At 62.0% G+C, this 19981-nt stretch carries 18 protein-coding genes and 1 pseudogene; 10 read left to right on the top strand and 9 right to left on the bottom strand.

Annotated elements, in window-relative coordinates:
• Positions 1-3: 3 nt before the first annotated feature.
• Complete coding sequence (locus C4T42_RS27285) at positions 4-243, bottom strand: hypothetical protein (RefSeq protein ID WP_146074047.1); 240 nt, start codon at positions 241-243, stop codon at positions 4-6.
• Positions 240-1460 carry a hypothetical protein gene (locus C4T42_RS27290; protein WP_146074048.1) on the bottom strand — a complete coding sequence of 407 codons (1221 nt, stop codon included), beginning with the start codon at positions 1458-1460 and terminating at the stop codon, positions 240-242. The genes C4T42_RS27285 and C4T42_RS27290 overlap by 4 nt, the downstream gene beginning before the upstream one ends.
• 402 nt (positions 1461-1862) lie before the next feature.
• Between C4T42_RS27290 and C4T42_RS27295 the strand changes: the two genes are divergently transcribed.
• Positions 1863-2411 carry a hypothetical protein gene (locus C4T42_RS27295; protein WP_103986217.1) on the top strand — a complete coding sequence of 183 codons (549 nt, stop codon included), beginning with the start codon at positions 1863-1865 and terminating at the stop codon, positions 2409-2411.
• A 424-nt stretch (positions 2412-2835) separates the two neighbouring features.
• On the opposite strand, the gene C4T42_RS31635 is transcribed toward C4T42_RS27295, so the two are convergent.
• Positions 2836-3213 carry a DUF2958 domain-containing protein gene (locus C4T42_RS31635; RefSeq protein ID WP_146074049.1) on the bottom strand — a complete coding sequence of 126 codons (378 nt, stop codon included), beginning with the start codon at positions 3211-3213 and terminating at the stop codon, positions 2836-2838.
• A 143-nt stretch (positions 3214-3356) separates the two neighbouring features.
• Between C4T42_RS31635 and C4T42_RS27300 the strand changes: the two genes are divergently transcribed.
• From C4T42_RS27300 to C4T42_RS31640, 5 genes and pseudogenes are all read left to right on the top strand, one after another.
• Positions 3357-4271, top strand: coding sequence for a hypothetical protein (locus C4T42_RS27300; RefSeq protein ID WP_103986218.1), 915 nt, complete (start codon positions 3357-3359; stop codon positions 4269-4271).
• Positions 4271-5506, top strand: coding sequence for an MBL fold metallo-hydrolase (locus C4T42_RS27305; protein ID WP_103986219.1), 1236 nt, complete (start codon positions 4271-4273; stop codon positions 5504-5506). Before C4T42_RS27300 ends, C4T42_RS27305 begins: the two co-directional genes overlap by 1 nt.
• A 23-nt stretch (positions 5507-5529) precedes the next feature.
• Positions 5530-5907 carry a hypothetical protein gene (locus C4T42_RS27310; protein WP_103986220.1) on the top strand — a complete coding sequence of 126 codons (378 nt, stop codon included), beginning with the start codon at positions 5530-5532 and terminating at the stop codon, positions 5905-5907.
• Between the two features lie 254 nt (positions 5908-6161).
• A pseudogene (locus C4T42_RS27315) lies at positions 6162-7072 on the top strand (IS630 family transposase); the annotation flags it as partial.
• A 313-nt stretch (positions 7073-7385) separates the two neighbouring features.
• A complete protein-coding gene (locus C4T42_RS31640; RefSeq protein WP_146074050.1) occupies positions 7386-8021 on the top strand; it encodes a hypothetical protein in 636 nt (211 codons plus the stop codon).
• Between the two features lie 1068 nt (positions 8022-9089).
• On the opposite strand, the gene C4T42_RS27320 is transcribed toward C4T42_RS31640, so the two are convergent.
• From C4T42_RS27320 to C4T42_RS32915, 6 genes are all read right to left on the bottom strand, one after another.
• On the bottom strand, positions 9090-10130 hold the full coding sequence (locus tag C4T42_RS27320) for a hypothetical protein (RefSeq protein WP_103986236.1): 1041 nt from the start codon (positions 10128-10130) through the stop codon (positions 9090-9092).
• Positions 10131-11310: 1180 nt separating this feature from the next.
• Positions 11311-11598 carry a hypothetical protein gene (locus tag C4T42_RS31645; RefSeq protein WP_146074051.1) on the bottom strand — a complete coding sequence of 96 codons (288 nt, stop codon included), beginning with the start codon at positions 11596-11598 and terminating at the stop codon, positions 11311-11313.
• A 149-nt stretch (positions 11599-11747) separates the two neighbouring features.
• Positions 11748-12149 carry a helix-turn-helix transcriptional regulator gene (locus C4T42_RS27325; RefSeq protein ID WP_103986221.1) on the bottom strand — a complete coding sequence of 134 codons (402 nt, stop codon included), beginning with the start codon at positions 12147-12149 and terminating at the stop codon, positions 11748-11750.
• A 132-nt stretch (positions 12150-12281) separates the two neighbouring features.
• The gene (locus C4T42_RS27330) at positions 12282-13193 is read right to left on the bottom strand and encodes a replication initiator protein A (protein ID WP_244603293.1); all 912 of its coding nucleotides are present in this window, start codon (positions 13191-13193) and stop codon (positions 12282-12284) included.
• 549 nt (positions 13194-13742) lie between these two features.
• Positions 13743-15290: a hypothetical protein gene (locus C4T42_RS27335; RefSeq protein WP_103986223.1), complete on the bottom strand. Its 1548-nt coding sequence runs from the start codon at positions 15288-15290 to the stop codon at positions 13743-13745.
• Positions 15291-15587: 297 nt separating this feature from the next.
• Complete coding sequence (locus C4T42_RS32915) at positions 15588-15797, bottom strand: hypothetical protein (protein ID WP_348529880.1); 210 nt, start codon at positions 15795-15797, stop codon at positions 15588-15590.
• 644 nt (positions 15798-16441) lie between these two features.
• Between C4T42_RS32915 and C4T42_RS27345 the strand changes: the two genes are divergently transcribed.
• The 4 genes from C4T42_RS27345 (at position 16442) to C4T42_RS27360 (ending at position 19287) form a co-directional block, all read left to right on the top strand.
• The gene (locus C4T42_RS27345; RefSeq protein WP_210202153.1) at positions 16442-16663 is read left to right on the top strand and encodes a helix-turn-helix domain-containing protein; all 222 of its coding nucleotides are present in this window, start codon (positions 16442-16444) and stop codon (positions 16661-16663) included.
• A 358-nt stretch (positions 16664-17021) separates the two neighbouring features.
• The gene (locus C4T42_RS31650; protein WP_146074052.1) at positions 17022-17243 is read left to right on the top strand and encodes a helix-turn-helix domain-containing protein; all 222 of its coding nucleotides are present in this window, start codon (positions 17022-17024) and stop codon (positions 17241-17243) included.
• 197 nt (positions 17244-17440) lie between these two features.
• Positions 17441-17734, top strand: coding sequence for a hypothetical protein (locus C4T42_RS27355; RefSeq protein ID WP_103986226.1), 294 nt, complete (start codon positions 17441-17443; stop codon positions 17732-17734).
• Positions 17731-19287, top strand: coding sequence for a YfjI family protein (locus C4T42_RS27360; RefSeq protein ID WP_103986227.1), 1557 nt, complete (start codon positions 17731-17733; stop codon positions 19285-19287). The genes C4T42_RS27355 and C4T42_RS27360 overlap by 4 nt, the downstream gene beginning before the upstream one ends.
• Positions 19288-19981: the final 694 nt, after the last annotated feature.

The following is a 19981-nucleotide window of genomic DNA, read 5'->3' on the forward strand; positions in this document are numbered from 1 at the left end:
GCCTCAAGCCTTGGGCGTCAGCGCGCCGCCGAGCAGCGCCAGCAGGCCGATGTAGAAGACCGCGCTGTAGACGTAGGTCATCAGCGGGCTACGCGCCTGCCGCGTCTCGGACAGGATCGAGCCGTAGCGACCGGACGGGAACATGTACATCAGCCATTGGATGGCGAGGCCCGGTAAGAGCAGGCGCTTCCACGGGCGATCGAGTTTGATCCGCGGCAGGTTCTCGCGCTGCCAGTCCATCACGCGACCGTCTTGTCCTCGGGCTGGGGTAGCGGCCGGCGGCGTCCCCAAACCATGCGTCCGAGGGTGAGTCCGACGCGGCGGGCGAAGATCGCGGCGGTGAAGGCCCACGCGAGCGCCAACCAGACCGATTGCAACAGCAACGAGATGATGTTGCCCAAGAGAAGCGCGGAGGAGCCGAGCAGCTTGAGCACAGCCCGCGTCCGCCGCCCCATCGCTTCGGCCAGGCGGCGGATCTTGCTCATCTCGCCCGCGTCCCGGGCGAGGTTCAGCGCCTGGGCGGCGCCGCGCTGGCCGAGCCGTGCGTCGAGCGCGAGAGTGTCCTCACCCAGACGCGTCAGGGTTCGCAAGGCGTCCGGTCGGATCGCCGCCTGCGCGGCCCGACGGGCTTCCGACACGTTGAGGGTGCGGGCGGCGGCCACCGCCTCCTTGAGGGAGGTTGGGTTCACGGCCTCCCGGGTCATGCCGAGCAGCTTCTCGACGAGCTCGCGCGACAGGAGGCCGGCCTTTCGAGCTCCCTTGAGAAAATCCAGGCCCTTCGCCACGGGAGCTTTGGCGGCGACACTGGCCCCGCCGCTCGGCAGCATCGAGGCGACCGTGACGCCGGTCAGAGCGACGCCCGCTGTCGACAGGCCGAGGACGAAGGCGTCGTAGGGCTCGCCCTTGTAGAGCTTGTTGCCCTCCTGCCAGAGGTCGCGCAGATCGCCGACGCCGACGAGATCGGCCGCGAACGAGCCGGCAGTGCCGACCCACGAAGTGGCGTTGCCGGAGGCGAAGCCGTCGAGAAATGCCTTGCCCGCATTCTGCCCGGACGTACCTGTGGCCGCTTCGACGCGCTTTCGCCGTTCGGGATCGACCGGAATGCTCCGGTCATCCGCGAGATCGAGGAAGCTGGCGGCGAGATCGCTGTCGTTCTGCCGCAAGGCTTCGTCGATCTCCGTGGCGATGCGATCCGGCGTCGCGATGGCGGGGAGGCGCAGTTCTGCGAGGCGGACTGGATCATCCTGAGCGCGCAGGAGCGCGATGCTTGACGTGACGCGGGGTACAATCAGCGTCCCGAGACCGATCAGGATGAGGAGAAGAGCTGCGGCGATGGCAAGACGAACGCCAGGGTCGCGGCTCGTGAGCAGACGAGCGGGCGGGCTGGATTTCAGACTGTGCCAGAGCGCAAACGGTCGGGCCTGCCCGGTCTTTGTGGACGGAATGTCAGTGGGAGGCATCGAGGACCTGTCCGCCCTGGAGGACTGTAGTCCCGACGCGACGGGGCTTCTCCCCGACCAACAACCGTAATGCGTGCCTGCAGCAGGCACGCTGATCTGGCGCGACGAGCCCGGCGCAGCGGGCGATCTCATTCCCGACGGAAGTTATGGTGCTCGCCATGGCTCGAGATCATCGTCGCGCGGTGGGTCGCACCGTAGGGAGCGTGCGTGTATCCCACAACGTGAGGTAGGGCTCTCCTGCCTGATTCAAACGCAACGCGACTTTTGTGTCACGGCAGGGCGGTGCCTCCGCTCTAAGCTATCGAAGGTGCGATGTGCGCTGCCACTCGGTTGATAGGCTGCTCATCGTACGCAGAGAGATCAGCGCGCCGCACGCATACGACTGTCGAGATAACATGCGAGGTGTTGAGCTATGCAGATGAGGCGGAGTTCGACGTGAACCATCTAGAGCAGCTTGTGTCAGAGTGGCTCCAGTACAACGGATATTTCGTCCGCGTGTCTGTTCAAGTTGGTGCGCGCGCGCGGGGCGGATTTGAGGGTGAGCTCGATGTTGTTGCGCTCAACCCGGTGACGCAGCATCTGCTCCATGTCGAGTGTTCTCTTGATGCCTTGTCGGCTGAAAAGCGCGAAGAGAGATTTGTTGGTAAATTTGAGCGTGGTCGAAAGTACATCAAGGATGCATTCAAGGGTATCGAGTTGCCAGAGGTCTTGGAGCAAGTACTGGTTTTGCAGTTTGCCAGCGGGAACGTCCGGTCGATCGGTGGGGTTCGGCTCGTGACGGTTCGCGAGTTCATCCGAGAGATGTACGAGGGGCTTAAGGGTACGTCTCCGTCGAGCAAGGCTGTGCCGAGTAATTTGCCTCTCCTGCGAACGATCCAGCTCGCGGCCGACGCGGCTCGAACCGCCCCCTCCGAGCACCGGATTATCCGTTCGAATCCGGATTTGAACTGAGGCCTTGCCCTCCTGCGTTGCCCTTCGTTCTGGCGACCGGACTGGAACTGACGTCCCGCAGCCCGCACAGCAACGCTGGGGGTACCCGCGCAAGTTTTTTGCCGCGCGCACTGTTGAGCCTGGCGGCTCGGGGCTAAATACGCGGATCCCCCTCCTCCGGAGGAATGGGTAAGCCTCCCTCCGGACCGAACCGGCATCTCTGCCGTGTCGTCAGACACGGCACACGAGTACGATGCGCTCCGATCGCTGTCTCCCGCCTTCGTCCTGCATCATCCGAACTGACTTCTGCTGCCTCGGCAATCCTTCCGGTGAGACCGGCAACCAGATCCGCTTCGCCGTCTCGTTCGTAGCGTCTCCTAACTTTCTGCCTCTTAGTGGGAGCGCTTCTGTCCTGCGCCGCTCCGAGAGTGCTGTGGCCGCGTCATCATCCGCTCGACCGTGCTGAGAAGGGTTGCACTGCGGCAAGCCAGGGCTGGCGCGGTGGCGGTGGATGGCTCCCTTCGTTGAGGCCGCTCTCCGCGCCCCGGAATTTGTAGGCGACAAAGGCGGCACTGCGCGCCACCACCAGCCGCAGCCGGCCCTGCAGGGCCGCCACCTCGGCCAGGCTCACGAAGCCGAGTTCGGGCTCGCTGATCGACGGGCTCTCGTCCCAGCCAGAGGTCGACGCAGAGGCGGGGTGGATTGCACCGCAGTCCGATCGGCTTCGATCGACTTCGGTTTGCTTGACCCGTTGGCAACCTTCGCTGGCCGTGGAGGCTGTTCGCGGCCACGATGCCCGATGTGCAGGTTTCATCTGGTGCATTTAAGGCGCCCTCGGAGGCAGCCTCTGCTGGGCAGCCGGGTGTGGCGCCGATGCATCGATCACACTTTCTGCGCTAGCGCTGTAAATTCTCGACCACCCTTGCGGGAATATAGGAGGTGGGGAACACGCACCGGGATACGATCATGGCCTCCGCCACCTTTGACCACGCGCTGCCGACTGCCTTTGTGGCGGCCCTACGCGAGGAGGCTCGGCGCGAGGGCTGGTGGCGCGACGTGCTGCAGGATCCGAGCCTCGTCATCGCGACCCGCGGGCGCAGCCTCAACGTCTACTGGCACGGGCAGGCCCTGTTCACCGTCACCTGCCCGCACGGTGCCCTGCGGGTGACCACGCACGAGAAGTTCCTGCTCGACCCGGCGCTCGCCGGCCAGGTGCCGCTCCGGGCCGACGGGACCTTCGACACCGCGGCCTTGCTGGAACGAGCCCTGGTCGACCGCTACAAGGGCCCGACCACCCTGGCCAAGCTCAAGACGGCGGCGGCCCTGTTTGCCGGCGACGAGAAGCGCGGCTGTCATGAGATCGCCGTGCGCAACGCCGCCGTCATCGACGTCGAGGTCGCGTTCCCCGGCCGGCACACTGTCGGGGCGCACACCTACACGGCGCCGCGCGTCGATCTCGCCGCCGTCGAGGCGGACGGGTCGGACGCCCGGCTGGTGTTCTGGGAGGCCAAGACCTACGCCAACGGCGAACTGCGCGCTCTGGGCGACGAACCGGCCCCGGTTTGTCGCCAGGTCGAGGCCTACCGCTTCGTCCTGGCCGCGCAGCGCCAGATCGTGGAAGCGAGCTTCGCTGGCGTGGCGGCCAATCTGGTGGCGTTCAAGGCGATGGGGTGGGCCAGGCCGCTGTCGCCGCTGATTGAGGCGGTCGGCGCCGGCGAGGCTCGGCTGCACCTCGGGGCCGAGCCGCAGGTGGGCCTGGTGGTGTTCGGCTTCGACGCCGGGCAGCGCGAGGAGGAGCGCTGGATCAAGCACCGAGCCAAGCTTGAGCAGCACATCCCCACGGTGCGCTTCATCGGCGACGCCACCAAGATCCGCCTCTGATGCCGCTGCGCCTGACCATCCATCGCGGCGCCCATCAGATCGGCGGCAGCTGCATCGAAATCGCCCATCCCGACGGCGCCCGTCTGATCCTCGACGCCGGTCGTCCGCTGGACGCGCCGGAGGGGGCCACCGGCCTCCTGCCGGACAGCCTCGACCGGTCCACGCCGGCCACCGTGCTGATCAGCCATCCCCACCAGGATCACCATGGGCTGCTGCACGAGCTGCCCGCGGATTGGCCGGTCTGGACCGGGGCGGCGTCGGCCCGGCTCATCGCCATCACCGGCGAGGTCTCCCGCCAGCCGCTCACGCGAGACCTCGATACCTGGACGAGCCGGGGCGGCCCGTTTGCGGTCGGCCCGTTCACCGTGACGCCGATCCTAACCGATCACAGCGCCTTCGACGCCTACATGCTGCTGATCGAAGGCGCCGGCCGGCGGATCCTCTACACGGGCGATTTCCGCCGGCACGGGCGCAAGGCCGACCTCGTCGACGCTCTGATGGCCCGACCGCCGCGGGATATCGACGTTCTGGTCTGCGAGGGCACCAATCTCGGCACCGATAAGCCGGTGATGACCGAGGCCGCGCTCGAAGACGATTTCGTAGCCCTATTTCGGCGCACAACCGGCCGGGTGTTCGTGGCGTGGTCCGGCCAGAACGTCGACCGCACGGTGACGCTGTACCGCGCCGCCAAGCGCACCGGGCGGACCCTGGTGATCGATCTCTACACCGCCGATGTCCTGGACCGGATCGCGGAGGGCACGCGGCTGCCGCGGGCGGGCTTCCCGAACCTGAAGGTCGTGGTCACCGCCGGCCTGCGCGGGCTCTACGCGGGCCGAGGCCGGGAGGACTTCGTCGCCTGCATGGCCACCCATGGGGTTGCCGCCCGCGCCATGCCAGAGAACGCGGTGGTGATGCTGCGCCGATCGCTCATGCGCGACTACGCCCGGGCCGGGCTAGTCCCAACGGCGGCGGACGCCTTCAACTACTCCATGTGGCGGGGCTACCTCGTCACGCCCTACCACGCCGAGCCGCTGGAGTGGTGCCGGGCGGCCGGTGCCGAGATCGCCCATCTGCACAGCTCCGGGCACGCCGCACCGGCGGACCTACGCGCCTTTGCAGCGGCGATGGCGGCGAAGGCGGTGGTTCCGGTGCACGGCGAGAACTGGGACGCGGAGATGGACGGGTTCGGGGCGGTGCGGCGGCTGGCCGACGGTGAGCCGTGGGTGCTGCTGTGAGCCTCGTCCTGAGCCCTAGAGCCATGCAAGCGCCGACCGCCCCGGCGGTGGGTATCCTCTGGCGGGTGGCGGACTGCCTGGTCCTCGATCGCAGCGTGTTAGCCGAGGCCGAGCCCTACGGCGATTGTCTCACCCACCCGGGCGGGCACTACGAGCGCTGGGAGGCGTGGCAGGCCTTGAGCGCGCCCGCCCTTCGTGCGGCTGGCCTGCCGGCCGAGATCGCGGTCAGTGAATATGATGACTGGCCACGCGGGCGGGTGGTCTACGAAGTGCCGGCCCGGCGCTTCGTGCTCTACGCCGACCGGCGACTGCATGGGCGGGAGATAATCGACCTCCTGCGCAAGACGTTTGGCTTGCAGAGCGCCACTGTCGCGGTGCGGGCCGACCCGCATTACCGGTGAGGGTGCGGGGGCAGTTATCTACCCCTCGCACACGAGCTCGGGACTTGGCGTCATGCATTCCGCGCTGTCACGGCATCGCTTGCATCGATGTCACGGCCTATTCGACCCGTGCCAAGCCCCTGCGGACGTAATCCTGAAATCTCACGGACTTTTCGAGGATCTGGCTCGTCTTCGCCTCACGGCCCTTAGAGCGCCATCCGAGCGTGGTGAAACAGCTGGTTGGGTGATGGGTTGTTCGGCGAAGGACAGCGCCGATGTCCTCAGCCCTGTCCGTCGATCTGCGGGTGCGCGTGGTCCATGCTGTTGAGGCCGGCGCGTCCCGGCACAAGGCGGCCGAACGCTTTGGGGTCAGACTTGCAAGCGCGAGCCGTTGGTGCGGGCAGTTCGCCCGTGAGGACCAGGTTGCGCCCAGGCCGATAGGCGGCGATCAGCGCTCGCATCGGATCGAGGCTCATGCCGGCCTGATCCTGACCCTCTACGAGGCGCAGCCCGGGATCTATCTGCATGAGCTGCTTGCGGCTCTGGCCGAGCGCGGCGTCTGCGTGTCCCAGAGCAGCCTCTCGCGCTTCTTCAAGCGCCACGGCATCTCGCGAAAGAAAGCACGCGGCACGCGGCCGAGCAGGACCGGGAGGACATGAGAGCTGCGCGTGAGTCGTGGTTTGCGGGCCAACGCGACCTCGACCCGGATCGCCTAGTGTTCATCGACGAGACCGCAGCCAACACCGCCATGGCCCGGCGCTACGGGCGCGCTCCACGGGGCGAACGCTGCCGGATGAGCGTGCCGCAGGGCCACGGGAAGACCACGACCGTGACGGCAGGCCTGCGCGCCAGCGGCATCACCGCGCCCTGGCTGCTCGGCGGCGCCATGAACGGGCAGGCCTTCCGCACCTACGTGGCCGACGTGCTCGCTCCAACGCTCCAGCCCGGCGACGCGGTCGTCATGGACAATCTGCCAACTCACAAGGTCAGCGGCATCCGCGAGAAGATCGAGGCGGTGGGCGCCTGGCTCCTCTACCTCCCTGCCTACTCGCCTGACTTCAACCCGATCGAATGGGCCTTCGCCAAGCTGATAGCTCTGCCGCGCAGTGCGGTGGCGCGAACTATCTTCATTCTCTGCGACGCCATTCGGCGCAGCCTGGATCGTTTTGCCCTAGCTGAGTGCCGAATGGCTGCCGTGCGGGTCAACGAGTACGTTTTCCCTGGCGGCAAGCGCGGCAAGCCGCTGTCCAACATGGCGATGCTGGTTCTGCTCCGTCGGATGAGCCGAGATGATCTGACAGTCCACAGCTTCCGGTCGAGCTTCAAAGATTGGGATTCGGAAACCACTCACTTCCCGCGCAAGGTTACCGAGCCGGCGCTAGCGCACGCGATCGAGAGCAAGGTTGAGGCGGCGTACCGGCGCGCCGACTTATTCGCCAAGCGGCGCGAATTGATGGATGCCTGGTCGCAACTTTGCGCTCACTAATTAGGATACGGCTATGAGTGGTAGATTAAAAAGGCGTGAGATGGATGGCTCATTTGAAGAGAGACAGGTCGCAAGAGCAGATAACATTCTGGTTGATCTGGAATATTTTTTAAACGAAATATGCGAAGATATCAGCGTAAAAGATATTAACGGGCAAATCGATGATTATGATGACATAGAATCTATCAGAGCGACGGCCCGTATCATAGTAGGACGAGATAGTATTAGAAGCCTACTACTCTCGATTCGAGATTGTGATAAAGAGAGATACATCGGTCTTGTAGAAGATTTTGACGATCTCATCAATGGGTTGGTTAGCGGAATTCTTGTTTGCAAAGTATCAAAAAGTGTACAAAAGCGTATTCAAGGTGCAGCCTTTGAAAATGCGCGGCGGCAGAAAATGGAAAAGAACATTTTTCGCGAGGCGGAAATAGATCGTATAATTGTCGAAATTGCTGAAAAAATCACTAGAAAAGATAAATTTTCATCACTGCGTCAACTCTGCGGAGGTATTGAAGCTGAGCTTCGTGATCCAAGGAATGGCTATGGATTCACTAGAACTGTAAACCGTATCAAAACAAGATTAGAGCGACTCGAGGGTAAAAATGAAATTTGCCTATCTCAATTCATAATAGTTAGCATGCGTTAGTCAAGGCTTGGTTTTTGGCTATATTATTTCCAATCCTGCATGTGAGGCGCTCTCACCAGCACCGCCTGGTAACCAGAGGCGTGCCGCCTCGTCCCCGTCCTGGATGGCGAGAGACCTGCCTGGTCTACGTCGGGCTGCATCTCCTATTCACACTACCCCTGGTGCCCGGGCACCTCAGACTGGGCACTTCCACGAAGCCGTCCCCGGCCCCCGTTTCTGCGCGTCGGAGATATCCTCACCCCGGATCAGCCGGTCGACCAGTTCCTAGGTCCGCTCCCGAGTGGGCCGGAACACTGGCGTGTAATCGGCCAAGTAGAGCGACCAATTCCCATTCACGAACTCCTCGACCGCCCAAGCGGTCACGTTCGGGAATTCCGGATTGGTCTTATCCGCAGCAAGGAATTTTGGCGCGGGTGTCGGCATCGGATCTCGTGTCGGTCATGTGTAAGCGCCTGGTTGCTCCTGCCGCTCGCCGCGGCTCACCGAGTGCTGACGAACCGGTTGACCGGCTGGAGCAAGGGCATCTTCAAACAACGAGTCGGAAAATTGGTAGGGCTTGGTCGGTCGGCTAAAATCCTTCTCACCGAACGCCATGTGCCGATGACGTTGCGGCCCGTCCCAGGACCTTGCTCGGCCTCCGAAAGCCCAAAACTTTGCGTGTCGGGCAAAGACTGGGGGTGGGCGGGGGCTTGCTTCTGGGAAATTGAGGTTTGTCGCAAATTTCGGGGCCATCGACATCACGCTGTTAGCGCGGTCATTAGCCAGGAACTGACGGACGCCGGTTTCTTACTGGACGATGAAGCCACTGCTCGGCACGGGCTCACCGCACCGCTCTCGTGCTCCCTTGCGGGAATGGGCTTCAACTCTGGCTCTTCTGATAAACGAAGTCCAACGCTTGGCCCATAGCGCATCCCTCGCCGCATGGTGGTCAACCGTACCACCACACCGCGGGATCAAACACCAAAGGTGCTCAGCTTGCGGGCGCGGCTTGTCCAATCTTCGCTTTGGATTGCCCAAGGTCGTAGCTCAATTGCTCTCCCAATGCTTGGATGCGCATCGTGAATGATTTTACTGGTGAAGAATTCCTCCACCTGAGCCCAGATCTTCATTCGCTTTTTGCACAAGGTCCCGCAGGTTCCGTGACGGCGGCCCGTAGCTGACGACGGCAATGTCGAGATCGTAGCCGGCACACTGCAGCGCACGCAACAAAGCCTGGTCGATCCACGCATCGTCGTTGCCGAAGGCGCCCCCACCGAGCCGCGTCAGCAGCACGCGGTCGGACGAACCGCGGGCGGCGTTCAGCCGGGCAGCAAGTAGCGTCGCCTCGTAGGCTGCCTCCAGCACGAGGCTGGCGAACGGCGCCCACGTTGATGGCGGCAGCCGACCGTAGGCCACGGGCAACGCCGAGCAGAAAATTTGGCTCGCGAGCGGGCCCGGAGACGGTCCGTCCGTGACCTCGACATCCGCGTGCAGCCCGACGCGAAGCAGCCCGCGCAGTTCGTCCAGCGTCTCGGTATCTGCCGTCCGGAGATGATTGTTTACCGCGGCCAACCCTTGGCTTGTGGGCAGGACGTAGCCGTTCCGCATCGTCCATAGCTTCTCAACCGGAACATCGAGGCGCTGCGCCAGTGCTGCGCTAAGATCGGCCAAGCCATCGAGCTGTCGGTCCGCATCCTGTCCGACCCCGCCGGATACTGGGACGAGGTAGTTGCGAAAGATCGTAGCCGCGCCCGCTGCCATGGCGCAGGCCGGCCCCTGCGTGCGATCGTGCTCGTAGCGGGTGACACCATCCTCCGGCGTCACGGTGGGGCCGACCATCTCCAGCATGTTGAATTGGCTGGCGACCTGGAAAAGTGCCCCGCGGTTCTGTGGATGGCCGTGCATTTCCCGTACGTCACCCTCGGCGATAGACAATTGCAGCCGGCCGGGCTGGCGAACAGCAGCCGCGGCGGTCCGCAACTCGGCCAAGGACGGCAGCGTTAGCGTACCGACCGCGTAAGTTCGGTCCGTGCCTCGGCTGTGCAGCCGTCCGTCGATCACGGACAAGCGGGATTGCGTCTCCGTGTACGATGTCTCCCGAAACCCAGTGAGCCGCTCGAACCAATCCATGCCATCAGCCTCGGTGTCGTGGGAGCGCTTTGCTGACATCTTCTCCCTCATCGCTTCTGCCGTGCGTGGCCGCTCGTCGTGCCAGGACCGGCCGTGATGGGTCGAACCCAGGCTTGTCCCACCACCGAACCGGCACCCGCTTCATGTCCTCAGAGATGTCCTCGCCGCGCTCCAGCCGATCGGCAAGAGCCTGAGCTTGCTCTTGGGTTCGACGTGCGACGAGGTTGTCTCCGACGACGCACATCGACCATGTGCCGCCCACGAGCTTCTCCACGACGAACTCGGTCAGCCGAGGGAACTCGCTCGGCGTCGTGTCTCTGATACGGAATTTCTGTCGAGTGGTTGTCATGGGTCTCGCATCCTGATCGTCGGGGGCGAGGCCTTCAATTTGAACGCGCGGGAATTATCTGTCAGGGGCAATTTTTCTTATATTTCGTATGGGCTGATATCCATGGCTACTCCGGGAAAGCGCGACGTTACAGCTTGCCTTACAAACGCTTCGAACGTGTCTAAGCCCTCAGTGGCCATCACAATGAAGTCGTAGCCGAATGAGTCAGTCCCATTTTCTTCAAATTTATGAAAAACTTCCCGAAATATAGATTGAAGAAATTCTTCAACATCACAAGAATGCACGCCTCTTTGCGATTTTTTGGTATTATAGCTTATCCTCACAAATTCTTTATTTCGAAAATGAACATGCATTTTATTAGACTCCGAGTGAGCGCTGGTTGTCTAGCCAGTCCTGAGTTGCGATAAGCTATTGTCGGGATGCATGTGTCTGAATACCATGTTGGCCAGACCGGAGCTTTAGCACGTCAAACTAACATAATTGCATTCGCTCCGGTAAAACTAAACTGATGTGCTGCCGGGGTGATCTTCCGATAAGGTAGCGCAGCCTTCAAAATCCGAAAAATCTACGCGTTGGGAAAACGGGTGTGCCCGCAAAAGCGTTCTGGAAATTACAGGTTCGTCGTAAATTCCGGAGGCCTTGAGTGTATCAGCTGAGGAACGTCTGCTCGCCGGTTGAGACGCTCAGCCGAGGGAGATGCTTGTGCTGGTCTCAAAATCCCGGGGCGCCTCATTGAAGCCCAGCCGCGGTGCTGGGCTTCAGGTTGTATGCCCGTAGCTTATCCACTTTGGTCACTGCATCGTTCGACTATGATTTTTACGTAGGTATTTATTAAATCCTTCCAGAAAGATTTTCTCCAAGGTCAATCCGAAAATTCAAGCCTTCGAGGTGACGAAACTTCCTAAGCTCATGGCTCATCGCTTCTTTTAAGACGAATATGTTGCTACGTGCAGGTATTCTAACACTGAACTCGTAATCAGTTATCCGCCATGAGTCTCCAAAAATTTCATTCAACGCAGCACTGATCCACGAACGTATTGCCGCTTCATCGTGCTGATCGGCCAGATTTTTCCCGCCGAACTTTATAAAGATTTGCTGAGTGGAGAATTCCGAAATCATCGTCGTGTCCTACCCGCTTATGTTGGAGCACAGGGTCAACCGGAATGGCCAATCCATCGAGCGCACATCAGCGGCGGGTCATAAGCTCTCGTGCTAGTTCCTAAGTTCGGAAAAAAGGATCTTATAAAAAACGTTGGGAAATCAATGGCTTATCCTGTTCTTGATGAAAGCTGTGGCAGCGCCAACGCGATGCCGAGCAGGTGCTTCCTCGGCTTGCCGGTGATAGCGTCCCATGCCCGCAGCAGCCGGCGCGTGTCACCGTCGCCCATACTGCCAATGTCGATCGGCGGACTTGGCTCGAACACGCCGCTTGGCGCTCCCACGAACCAGAAACCCGGCTCGACGCACAACGCCCGCGCGATCTGCACCAGCCGGTATGGGCTCAGCCGCAGCGCACCGGTCTCGTAATCCCGGTATGTGCGCTCATTGAGCCCTAGCACCTCGGCGAGGCTGTACGTCGTGTGCCCGCGGATCATCCGCTGCAGCCGCATGCGCTTGCCGATGTGGCGGTCGATCGGGTTGGGGATGTGGTTCTTCGCGCGACGGGGCATCGTAAGCGGCTCAAAGAGAAGGGGTTTTGGACGATTTTCACCCCCTGCTGAAAAATAAGGTCCTGGGCACTTCGGACCCGGTTACTCAGGGATGAACCTGACAGCGGCCAGCGCAGAGTTGCGGTCCTCGTGTCAGAGCCGCAGCTCAACCGGCTGGTCGATCTCGTCGATCTCGTCATCCAAGAGCCCGCATCCGGGTGCGACGGACATCTCCACCGGACGCGTCGGTGCAGTGGGCGTGCTCGGTGGCGTACGGCTCTTGCGAGCCTTCCCGGGACGCACATCGATCACCAACTCGCCACCGTCTTCCCGTTCGGTGTTCGCCAGCTTCAAGGTGTGGTCGGGCAGCGGGTCGGCGGTGACAATCTCGACCAGCCGATCATAGAACCTCGACCAGCTGTTCATGCCCGACAGCTTGTAAGCGCGCACCAGCCGGATCGACGCTGGCGGACCGGGCTCGTAGCGTCGGTACGCCACCGCCCACCGTGCGACGACGCGCATCAGGGGAGAGCCGCTCAGGTCGAAGTAGGCCGGGTTGACCTGAGCGACGAACGGTCCGCCCGGCTTGGTGATCTCCTTCAGCATCCAGCGAGGAACCGTCATGCTCCAGCTCGGATGAAGGTCGTCCGTCGTGGCCCGACCCCGGTGGTAGGTCTCGAGCAGGGTGAATTCCCGATCTTCCTCGCCGCGTCGAAGGAGCAGGACCCGCGTGTTCACCAGCCGCTGCAGCGCAGCTTCCAGGCGCTCGATCGGCGCACTGCCCTTCACCTTAGGTCGCCGGATCGCGGCCAGTAAATCCCGGGGCTTGAACGTGATCACGGGATTGAGCGTGCGCAGGCTCTGCTCGCCCGGGCCGTTGAACGCCTCCATCAGCGTGGACACCGCGAAAATCACGATGTCCCAATCGTCGATGGTGGCGACGCCGGTCGCGCCGTCGAGCGCCGTTGCGCGAACAAAGAAGCCGCGCTTGCTCTCCTCAAAGGCGACGCCGATCGTACGTCGCCCCTCGCGCTTGCCTGAGAGCACCACGAACGGGTGCTGCATCGCCACGACAAGGTCACGGTACCACTCCGCGGGGGGCAGCTGTGGTCGGCGCTGGCTCAACTCCCGGGGCAAGCGCGGCTTGCGTACCGGAGCTGAGCGAGTCGCATGATTCTGGGGGATGGGGTCAACGAACATCGGAGTTGTCCTTGTAGGAAAGCAAGGACAACACGCCAGGACCACCACTGGGTCAGGACGCATGGACCTTACCTTAAGGGTATGAAGAAAATCGACCCACTTCGTTGGAATGCCCGGCGGGTCCTCGACGTGTTGGGTGGGTGCTTTGTGGAATTAACAACAGAACGAAGGACCTATGAACCTTCAGATCGTTCGCTTTTCCCTCAGCTCATCTGAGACTGTCTATGCCGAGCCCGGGGGCTGCTGATCGAGCACATACTCCGGCGAGCGCGAGGGCCGACGTGACCGAGAGATCGCCCAGCGGCTAATCCCAGCATCGCCCGACCGGAAATCAAGCAAGACCTAAAACTGGGGTCTCGCACGCGGCATAACCGTGGTCGGGAACGCACGTCCTTAAACCTTGACTGGGCAAATTTAAGTAGCCGGGGGGTAACCAGGGGGGACAGCAACGGCCGGCGCGGTAAGCGGAGAAGCTGTTGGCAAGGCGAGCGAGAATACCCGCGCGGGGCACGGGGGACATGCTTGCGCCCCCTGGTCTGTACCATTCTGTAATAACGCTGCACCCTGTGCGGGATCGATGGCTGATGCCGGCCGATCGATCACCGCCTCAAACCCCACCTCCGCGCGCCAGTGCGCCGCCATCAAGTCGTACACGTCCTCGGCATCCCGAGCCCGAACGACGAATTCGTCGTAGACCGGCAACAGGGGGATGCCTCGTTCGATCGCTGCGAGCATCGTGGCGAGCATCACGTCCGCCTCGATCCTCATGAAACGCAGGCCCTTGCCTGAATAGAAAGCCTCACGGATGGGGGCGTGGTGCGCCTCGATGACATCAAGCACCGCGGCCGCCTTCCGCCGGTGTGCCTTGCTCAGTCGAACCTTCTCCGGGGCTTGGCGAGTGCCGCCATAGGGCTTTGCCGCTCGCCCGGCCAAGACGTGCGCGATGGCGTTGATGGCCTGCCGCCGACCCTTGGCGCAATTGATAGCTGTGTTCGTGGCTCGCTTCACGAACGCACGCTCATCCTCCCAGCCGGGGATGGCATAAGCGTCTCCAGTGAGCTGGATCCCGGCCTGCGCGTAGGCGATCGCGAGGTGCGAACAGCGAAAATCCAGCAGCAGCACCTCTTCGCCGCCGAGGGTGAGCTGCTCGCGTTCGGCCTTGGACAGCTGCTGGACGAACAGCCCGGTCATCCGGCCATTCTGATCCCAGTCCTCGTTGTTGTGCACGACGTGCACCGACCGCGCGTCGGAACGCACCTGGAGTGGTCTGAGCCCGCCGCGACCGTCGGGGCGCGGGTTCGGCAGGATCCAACGATCCGAAAGCTGAGTGATCCTGGGATTAAGCGTACCGATCTCCAGCCGCGCCAGCATGCCGTTGACGAGGTTAAGCTGGGTACGGCGCTCGCGGGTGAAGGTCGTCTCCCTGTAGGAGACGAGACGCTTCTTTCCGTTACGCATCCGGAGAGGTTCGCCCGGATGCACTTCCAAGACCGGATCACCGATTGCCGTCAGCGCCGTATCGGTTAGCGTGTATGTGGACTGCCACCCCTTGGCCGCGTTCCGGCCGACGGGCGCCTTGATCAGTGTGATCAGCCCCGCGGCGGCCAACTCCCGGATGACCCCGGTGACGATGCGATAGCTGTAGCCCAATCCCGAGTACCGAGCGCGACCGGAGTAGTGGTTGCTGTTGAAAGAGACCGAAACGGCACCCTCTTCCTGGTGGGCCACGACACCTGCTGCCAAAATGCCGGCCCGCGCCTGGTCGCGCCTCTCATCGCCAGTGAGGAGGCCGAGGCGCTCCATGTGCGCGCGGCCCAATCGCCGGACGAAGGTCAGCGGCCGGTCGCGCTGCTCGCGGGTCTCATCCTCATCGTTTGAGAGAAATCCGAGCTTGGTTCTTTCGACTTCATCGACGTCAGTGCTCGCCTCATTCCAAGGTTGGGCGTTACATGACTCGAACATCTAATTGTCCCCTTGTTAAGGGACACAGCCGCCAGCGACATGCTGGGCTTATGCGTTGCGTCCCAGCAAAGGACCGCGCCATCACCTGATTACAAGCAGCCAGCGATTTAGCTTGAGGGGAGGCTCAGCGGCTCGTGCTGCTATGTAACACTCTGCACGAGAAAGAAATTTCGCCTCGCCCTTCAGCATTTATGCTCCTGTCTCGTCTCCAGGCGAAACAGGCCTTCGAATTTTCAACCGTAAATTCGTGATTAGGGTGAGCTGTAGCCCTGGTAATGGACCGCGCAGGGCACCGCGTCAGAACAGCGTGCGCCAGCGTCGCCGCCGATGCTCGGGCCGGTCGTGCCGCATATGGCAGCGTTGGCAGAGCGCGATGAAGTTCGCATCCGCGTTGCTGCGCGTGTCGCGGTCGCGGTGCATCGTGGCCAGCGCCACCCTGGTCGCTGCGATCGTGCCGAGGTCCTCGGCGGCCGGCTGGACCGGCAGGATCTCGCCGTCGCCGCCCACTATGCGCAGACATCCCGGTCCCACCGGCGTCCTTCGCCGAGGTGATGAATGGTCTGCCGTGTGGGCAACGGCACCGCTCGCACCAGCCGAGCGCGCGAGGGCAGTGGATCATGATCGACGGCTCGCTCCAGTCGATCGGGTGGAAGTAGCAGCGCTCGCGCCAGATCAGCATCAAGGTTAGACCTCACCCGAGGTGCCATCACTCGTTCCCGCAGAAGGTGTTGTGGGGGGCAATCAGGCTTGACCTGTGTAAACAGATCGAGGCGCCCCGTCTGAAGGTGAGCGAGCTGAGAGTGCCACGGATCTGGCTGCGGTTCTCACTAAATCTGCTTCAGGCCTACCGTTCGGTACTGTGACGACCCTCCGGCAATCTTCACCGTTACGAAGTTCGTCGGCGGTGTGCGATCCGGCTCGCAGGATTTCCCAACACCGGCGCATCGTCCAAGAATCCTGGAGAGAACAGGGATTAAAGCGGGCTCACCACGGCATATCCTTTAGGTTGGACTAAGAGTCTGAACAAAAAGGAATATTTTGCTCCGCTCTTATAGAGCGGAGTATATCGTGCTCGACACGTACCAAAAGATCCGAGATCATCCGTGTGCACCCGTCGGGATACGTGGTGCCGGCAAAATCAAGGTGCAGCCATGAACATCAAGTTTCAAGGCGCAGCAGGAAATCTGCGCGCGCCGATGGAGAAGCTCGCTTACACGATTCCTGAAACTTGCTACGTGACCGGACTTGGTCGTACTACAGTGTACAATCTTATGGCTAAGTCAAAATTGCAATCTCTAAAGGTAGGTGGCCGAACGATTATCACCGCTGATAGTGTGCGTCGCTTCCTCGCCTCACTTGAAACAGGCGCTTAATTTATGGCCAGCGAAAATATGCTCGAGCAACGATGGCATGCCGAAGGACCTCGGGATGCCTCTCTCAGGACGTCTGCAGTCATTGCTTCGGTGCAGGCGCAGCAGGTGGGTGGAAAGCGGCGTTCTGAGTGAAAGCTCGCAGATAACATTCACGTTGATGTACGCAAGGGATTGAGGAGCGCTGGCCACAGGACCACGCGGGCCGCGGTCTACGAAATGGTCCGATAATTCCGTGAAAATGAGAGCTCGTTCCTCCCAGAATTCTCAGGACTGAATTTGCGGCTGCGCCGCACGCGCGAATATTCAATATTCCACTGATCCCGCGCGAAGACGATGTCGGCAATAATTAGGTGAAGCCATGAACTGCTCGGCTCAAGGCGGCGCGGAGAACTCGCGCGCGTCAATAGGGAATCTTGACTATACGATCCCAGTGATCTGCAACGTGCTGGGCGCCGGTCGGACGACCGTCAACGATCTGATCGCGAAGGAGAAGCTGCGCGCCATCAATGCCGGCGCTAGAACCCTGATCTTGGCGGACAGCATCCACAGCTATCCCAACTCTTTGGCAAAGGCTGCTTGAGCGATGAAGAAACCCGCGCATCGCGGGGCGACGGCGGGTCTCTCAAATTGCGTCCGGCAAGATCGCGTTGAGAATTATGCGCCAACCGAGGCATCTCGGCAAGCCCCCTATATTATCGCCTGCTTTGGATTGGTGCCGTCTATGACCGGCGTCCTCGCTGAGCTGCCGTTCACGACTATTGACTGTTGGGGGCGCGAATGAGCGCCTCCTCCCTCGACCCCGGCAATTACGCCTTTGGGGACCCGGACAAGCTCCGGGCCATTATCGCAGAGCTGATGGCGGCAGTGGCCACGCGCGCCAACATGGTCGGCGACTACGCCGCCCTGCGGGATGATGCCGGACTTCGATACTCGATGAAATGCGCCGCAGCCGAGTTTAGGGCCGCATTGAACCTGCTCGGCGCCCTGACTGAGCAAACCGAGCGTGAGCGCAAGCGGCGGCAGCCGTCTACCGCACCCCTTCCTCATTCGAATTCGGACGCCCGCCGATGAGAGCGCAGCACTTCGCCGCCGCTGAATTTGCGGCTGAGCTTGAGCGGCTGGAGCTCGCCGCCGAGGAAGAGCACGATCAGCTTCGTGACGATGATGCCGGGGAGCGGAATACTGGGCCGGAGCGCTTGCCACTATTTCCGCTGCTCCCGCCAGCCGAGCCTTATCCAATCAACGCGCTGGGTCCGATCCTCGCGGAGGCAGTCGAAGCGATTTCCAGGAAGGTTCAGGCGCCGCCGGCGATCGTTGCCCAGTCGGTGCTCGGTGTCGCTTCCCTGGCAGCGCAGGCCGTGGCAGACGTCCGCATGCCCTATGGGCAGCGCCGTCCGCTCAGTCTGTTCTTGCTGTCCATCGCCGGCACGGGCGAGAGGAAGACTAGCTCGGACCGGGAGGCCCTCCGGCCAGTCACGCGGCGAGAGAATGACCTTCAGGAGAGCTACGCCCGCGCGCATCAGGATTGGATCATCGAGCACGCTGCATGGGCCGCGGAGAGAAAGAAGGTCGAGAGCAACCGCAAGCTCGGGTTCGCGGACCGGAAGGCTCATCTCACCGATCTTGGACCCGAGCCCCTGCCTCCGCTGCATCCGGTCCTGACCTCGGCTGAGCCGACCTTTGAGGGGCTGGTGAAGAACTGGCCAGGTCTGCACCCCTCGCTCGGCCTCTTCGCCAGCGAGGGCGGCGGCTTCATAGGTGGCTTCAACATGGCAGCCGAGAATCGCCTTCGTACCGCGGCTGGCTTCAGTCTCGTGTGGGACGGGGCCCCGATTACCCGCGTCCGTGCGCTCGACGGCGTGTCGATCCTGAAGGGTCGGCGCTTGGCGTTGCACCTGATGGTCCAGCCCGAGGCAGCCGCCGGCTTCCTGAGTGATCCTGTGCTTCGGGACCAGGGACTGCACTCGCGCATCCTGCCCGCAGCGCCAGACAGCATCGCCGGAACACGGTTGTACCGTTCGGCTTGCTTGCATGGCGAGGAGCAGATTCGTCGCTATCACGAACGGCTGCTATCCATGCTAGAGGCGTGCCAGCCCGTTCCAGAGGACCGCGCACAAGGTTTGACGCCGCGTGAGATGCCGATGAGCACAGCGGCCGAAACCTTTTGGTGCACATTCTACAACGAGGTTGAGATCCGCTGCGGCGCTAGGGGCGACCTTCATCCGATTCGGGATTTTGCCGCAAAGGCGGCCGAGCATGCCGCCCGGATCGCGGGTGTGCTGGCGATCGTGGCCAATAAGCATGCGCCCGAGATTAACGGTCAAACAATGGCCGACGCCATCGAGCTGACGACCTGGTACCTCAGTGAGACACGGCGGCTTCAGACCGCATGCCGGACTGACCCAAAGCTTGTCCAGGCCGAAGCGCTGCTGACTTGGATGCGAGGGCAGCCCAATGCGACCTGCAAACTTCGCGATTTGCTGCGGCTCGGCCCGAACACAACCCGGACGAAGAAGGACGCTGAAGGAGCGCTCGACATCCTCAAGGCTCACGGCTGGGTCGAGGAGGTCGCCGCCCGTCCTCGTACCTTCCGCGCCTACCCAGAAGAGGCTGCGCATGGCTGAAGCACGACGCACAGAAACCAAGGTGCCATGTGCGACAGTTGCAACAACTGCGACAGTTCACGGTTTGGACGCCAGAACCGTCGCAAATGTCGCGAGTGTCGCAAGAGCAGTATAGAATTCTATAATTTTAGAGCGGATATCATGAGTCACGGGGGCTGGAGTGACGCATTGCAACATCACCAGCTTGATTAACCAGGATCGCGCGGAAGGGCCGCTATCACTTGCATGAACGGCTCGACGCGATAGCTCTCACAGGAGCAAGGAAAAATCTGATTTGAAATACAGACACATTCTGCAGTGTGCGCTGCGCTTTCGCAGCAACGAGCTTCTCAACCGTTTCTACGCGTGAGCCGCCATGTGCAGCCTGATGCAGAGGTGCGTAAAGAGAGCTGCCACTTGGCCGAGATGTGTTCACGAGACTAGGCCATGTGCGATAATCTCTATGACGCGTTACCAGTCGGAGCGCTTGATGGCGTCCGGTAGGGCGTGTCAGACTGGGAGTTGATCGCGGTTCAGTACACCGACATGCCTGATGTCGTCCCACACGATCTCTACGCGCCGCTCCCAAAGCCGTTCCGCGTCCAGCAGAGCTCTATTGACAGGGGCGGCATGGGGCTTACGCCATCGATGGAAATGTCAGGTTTTATGCGGGCCGCCGCTCAAGCGCTGCCGTGGTGCAAAACTGCCACAACTT

The organism is Methylobacterium sp. 190mf (assembly GCF_900107945.1).
GTDB lineage: Bacteria > Pseudomonadota > Alphaproteobacteria > Rhizobiales > Beijerinckiaceae > Methylobacterium.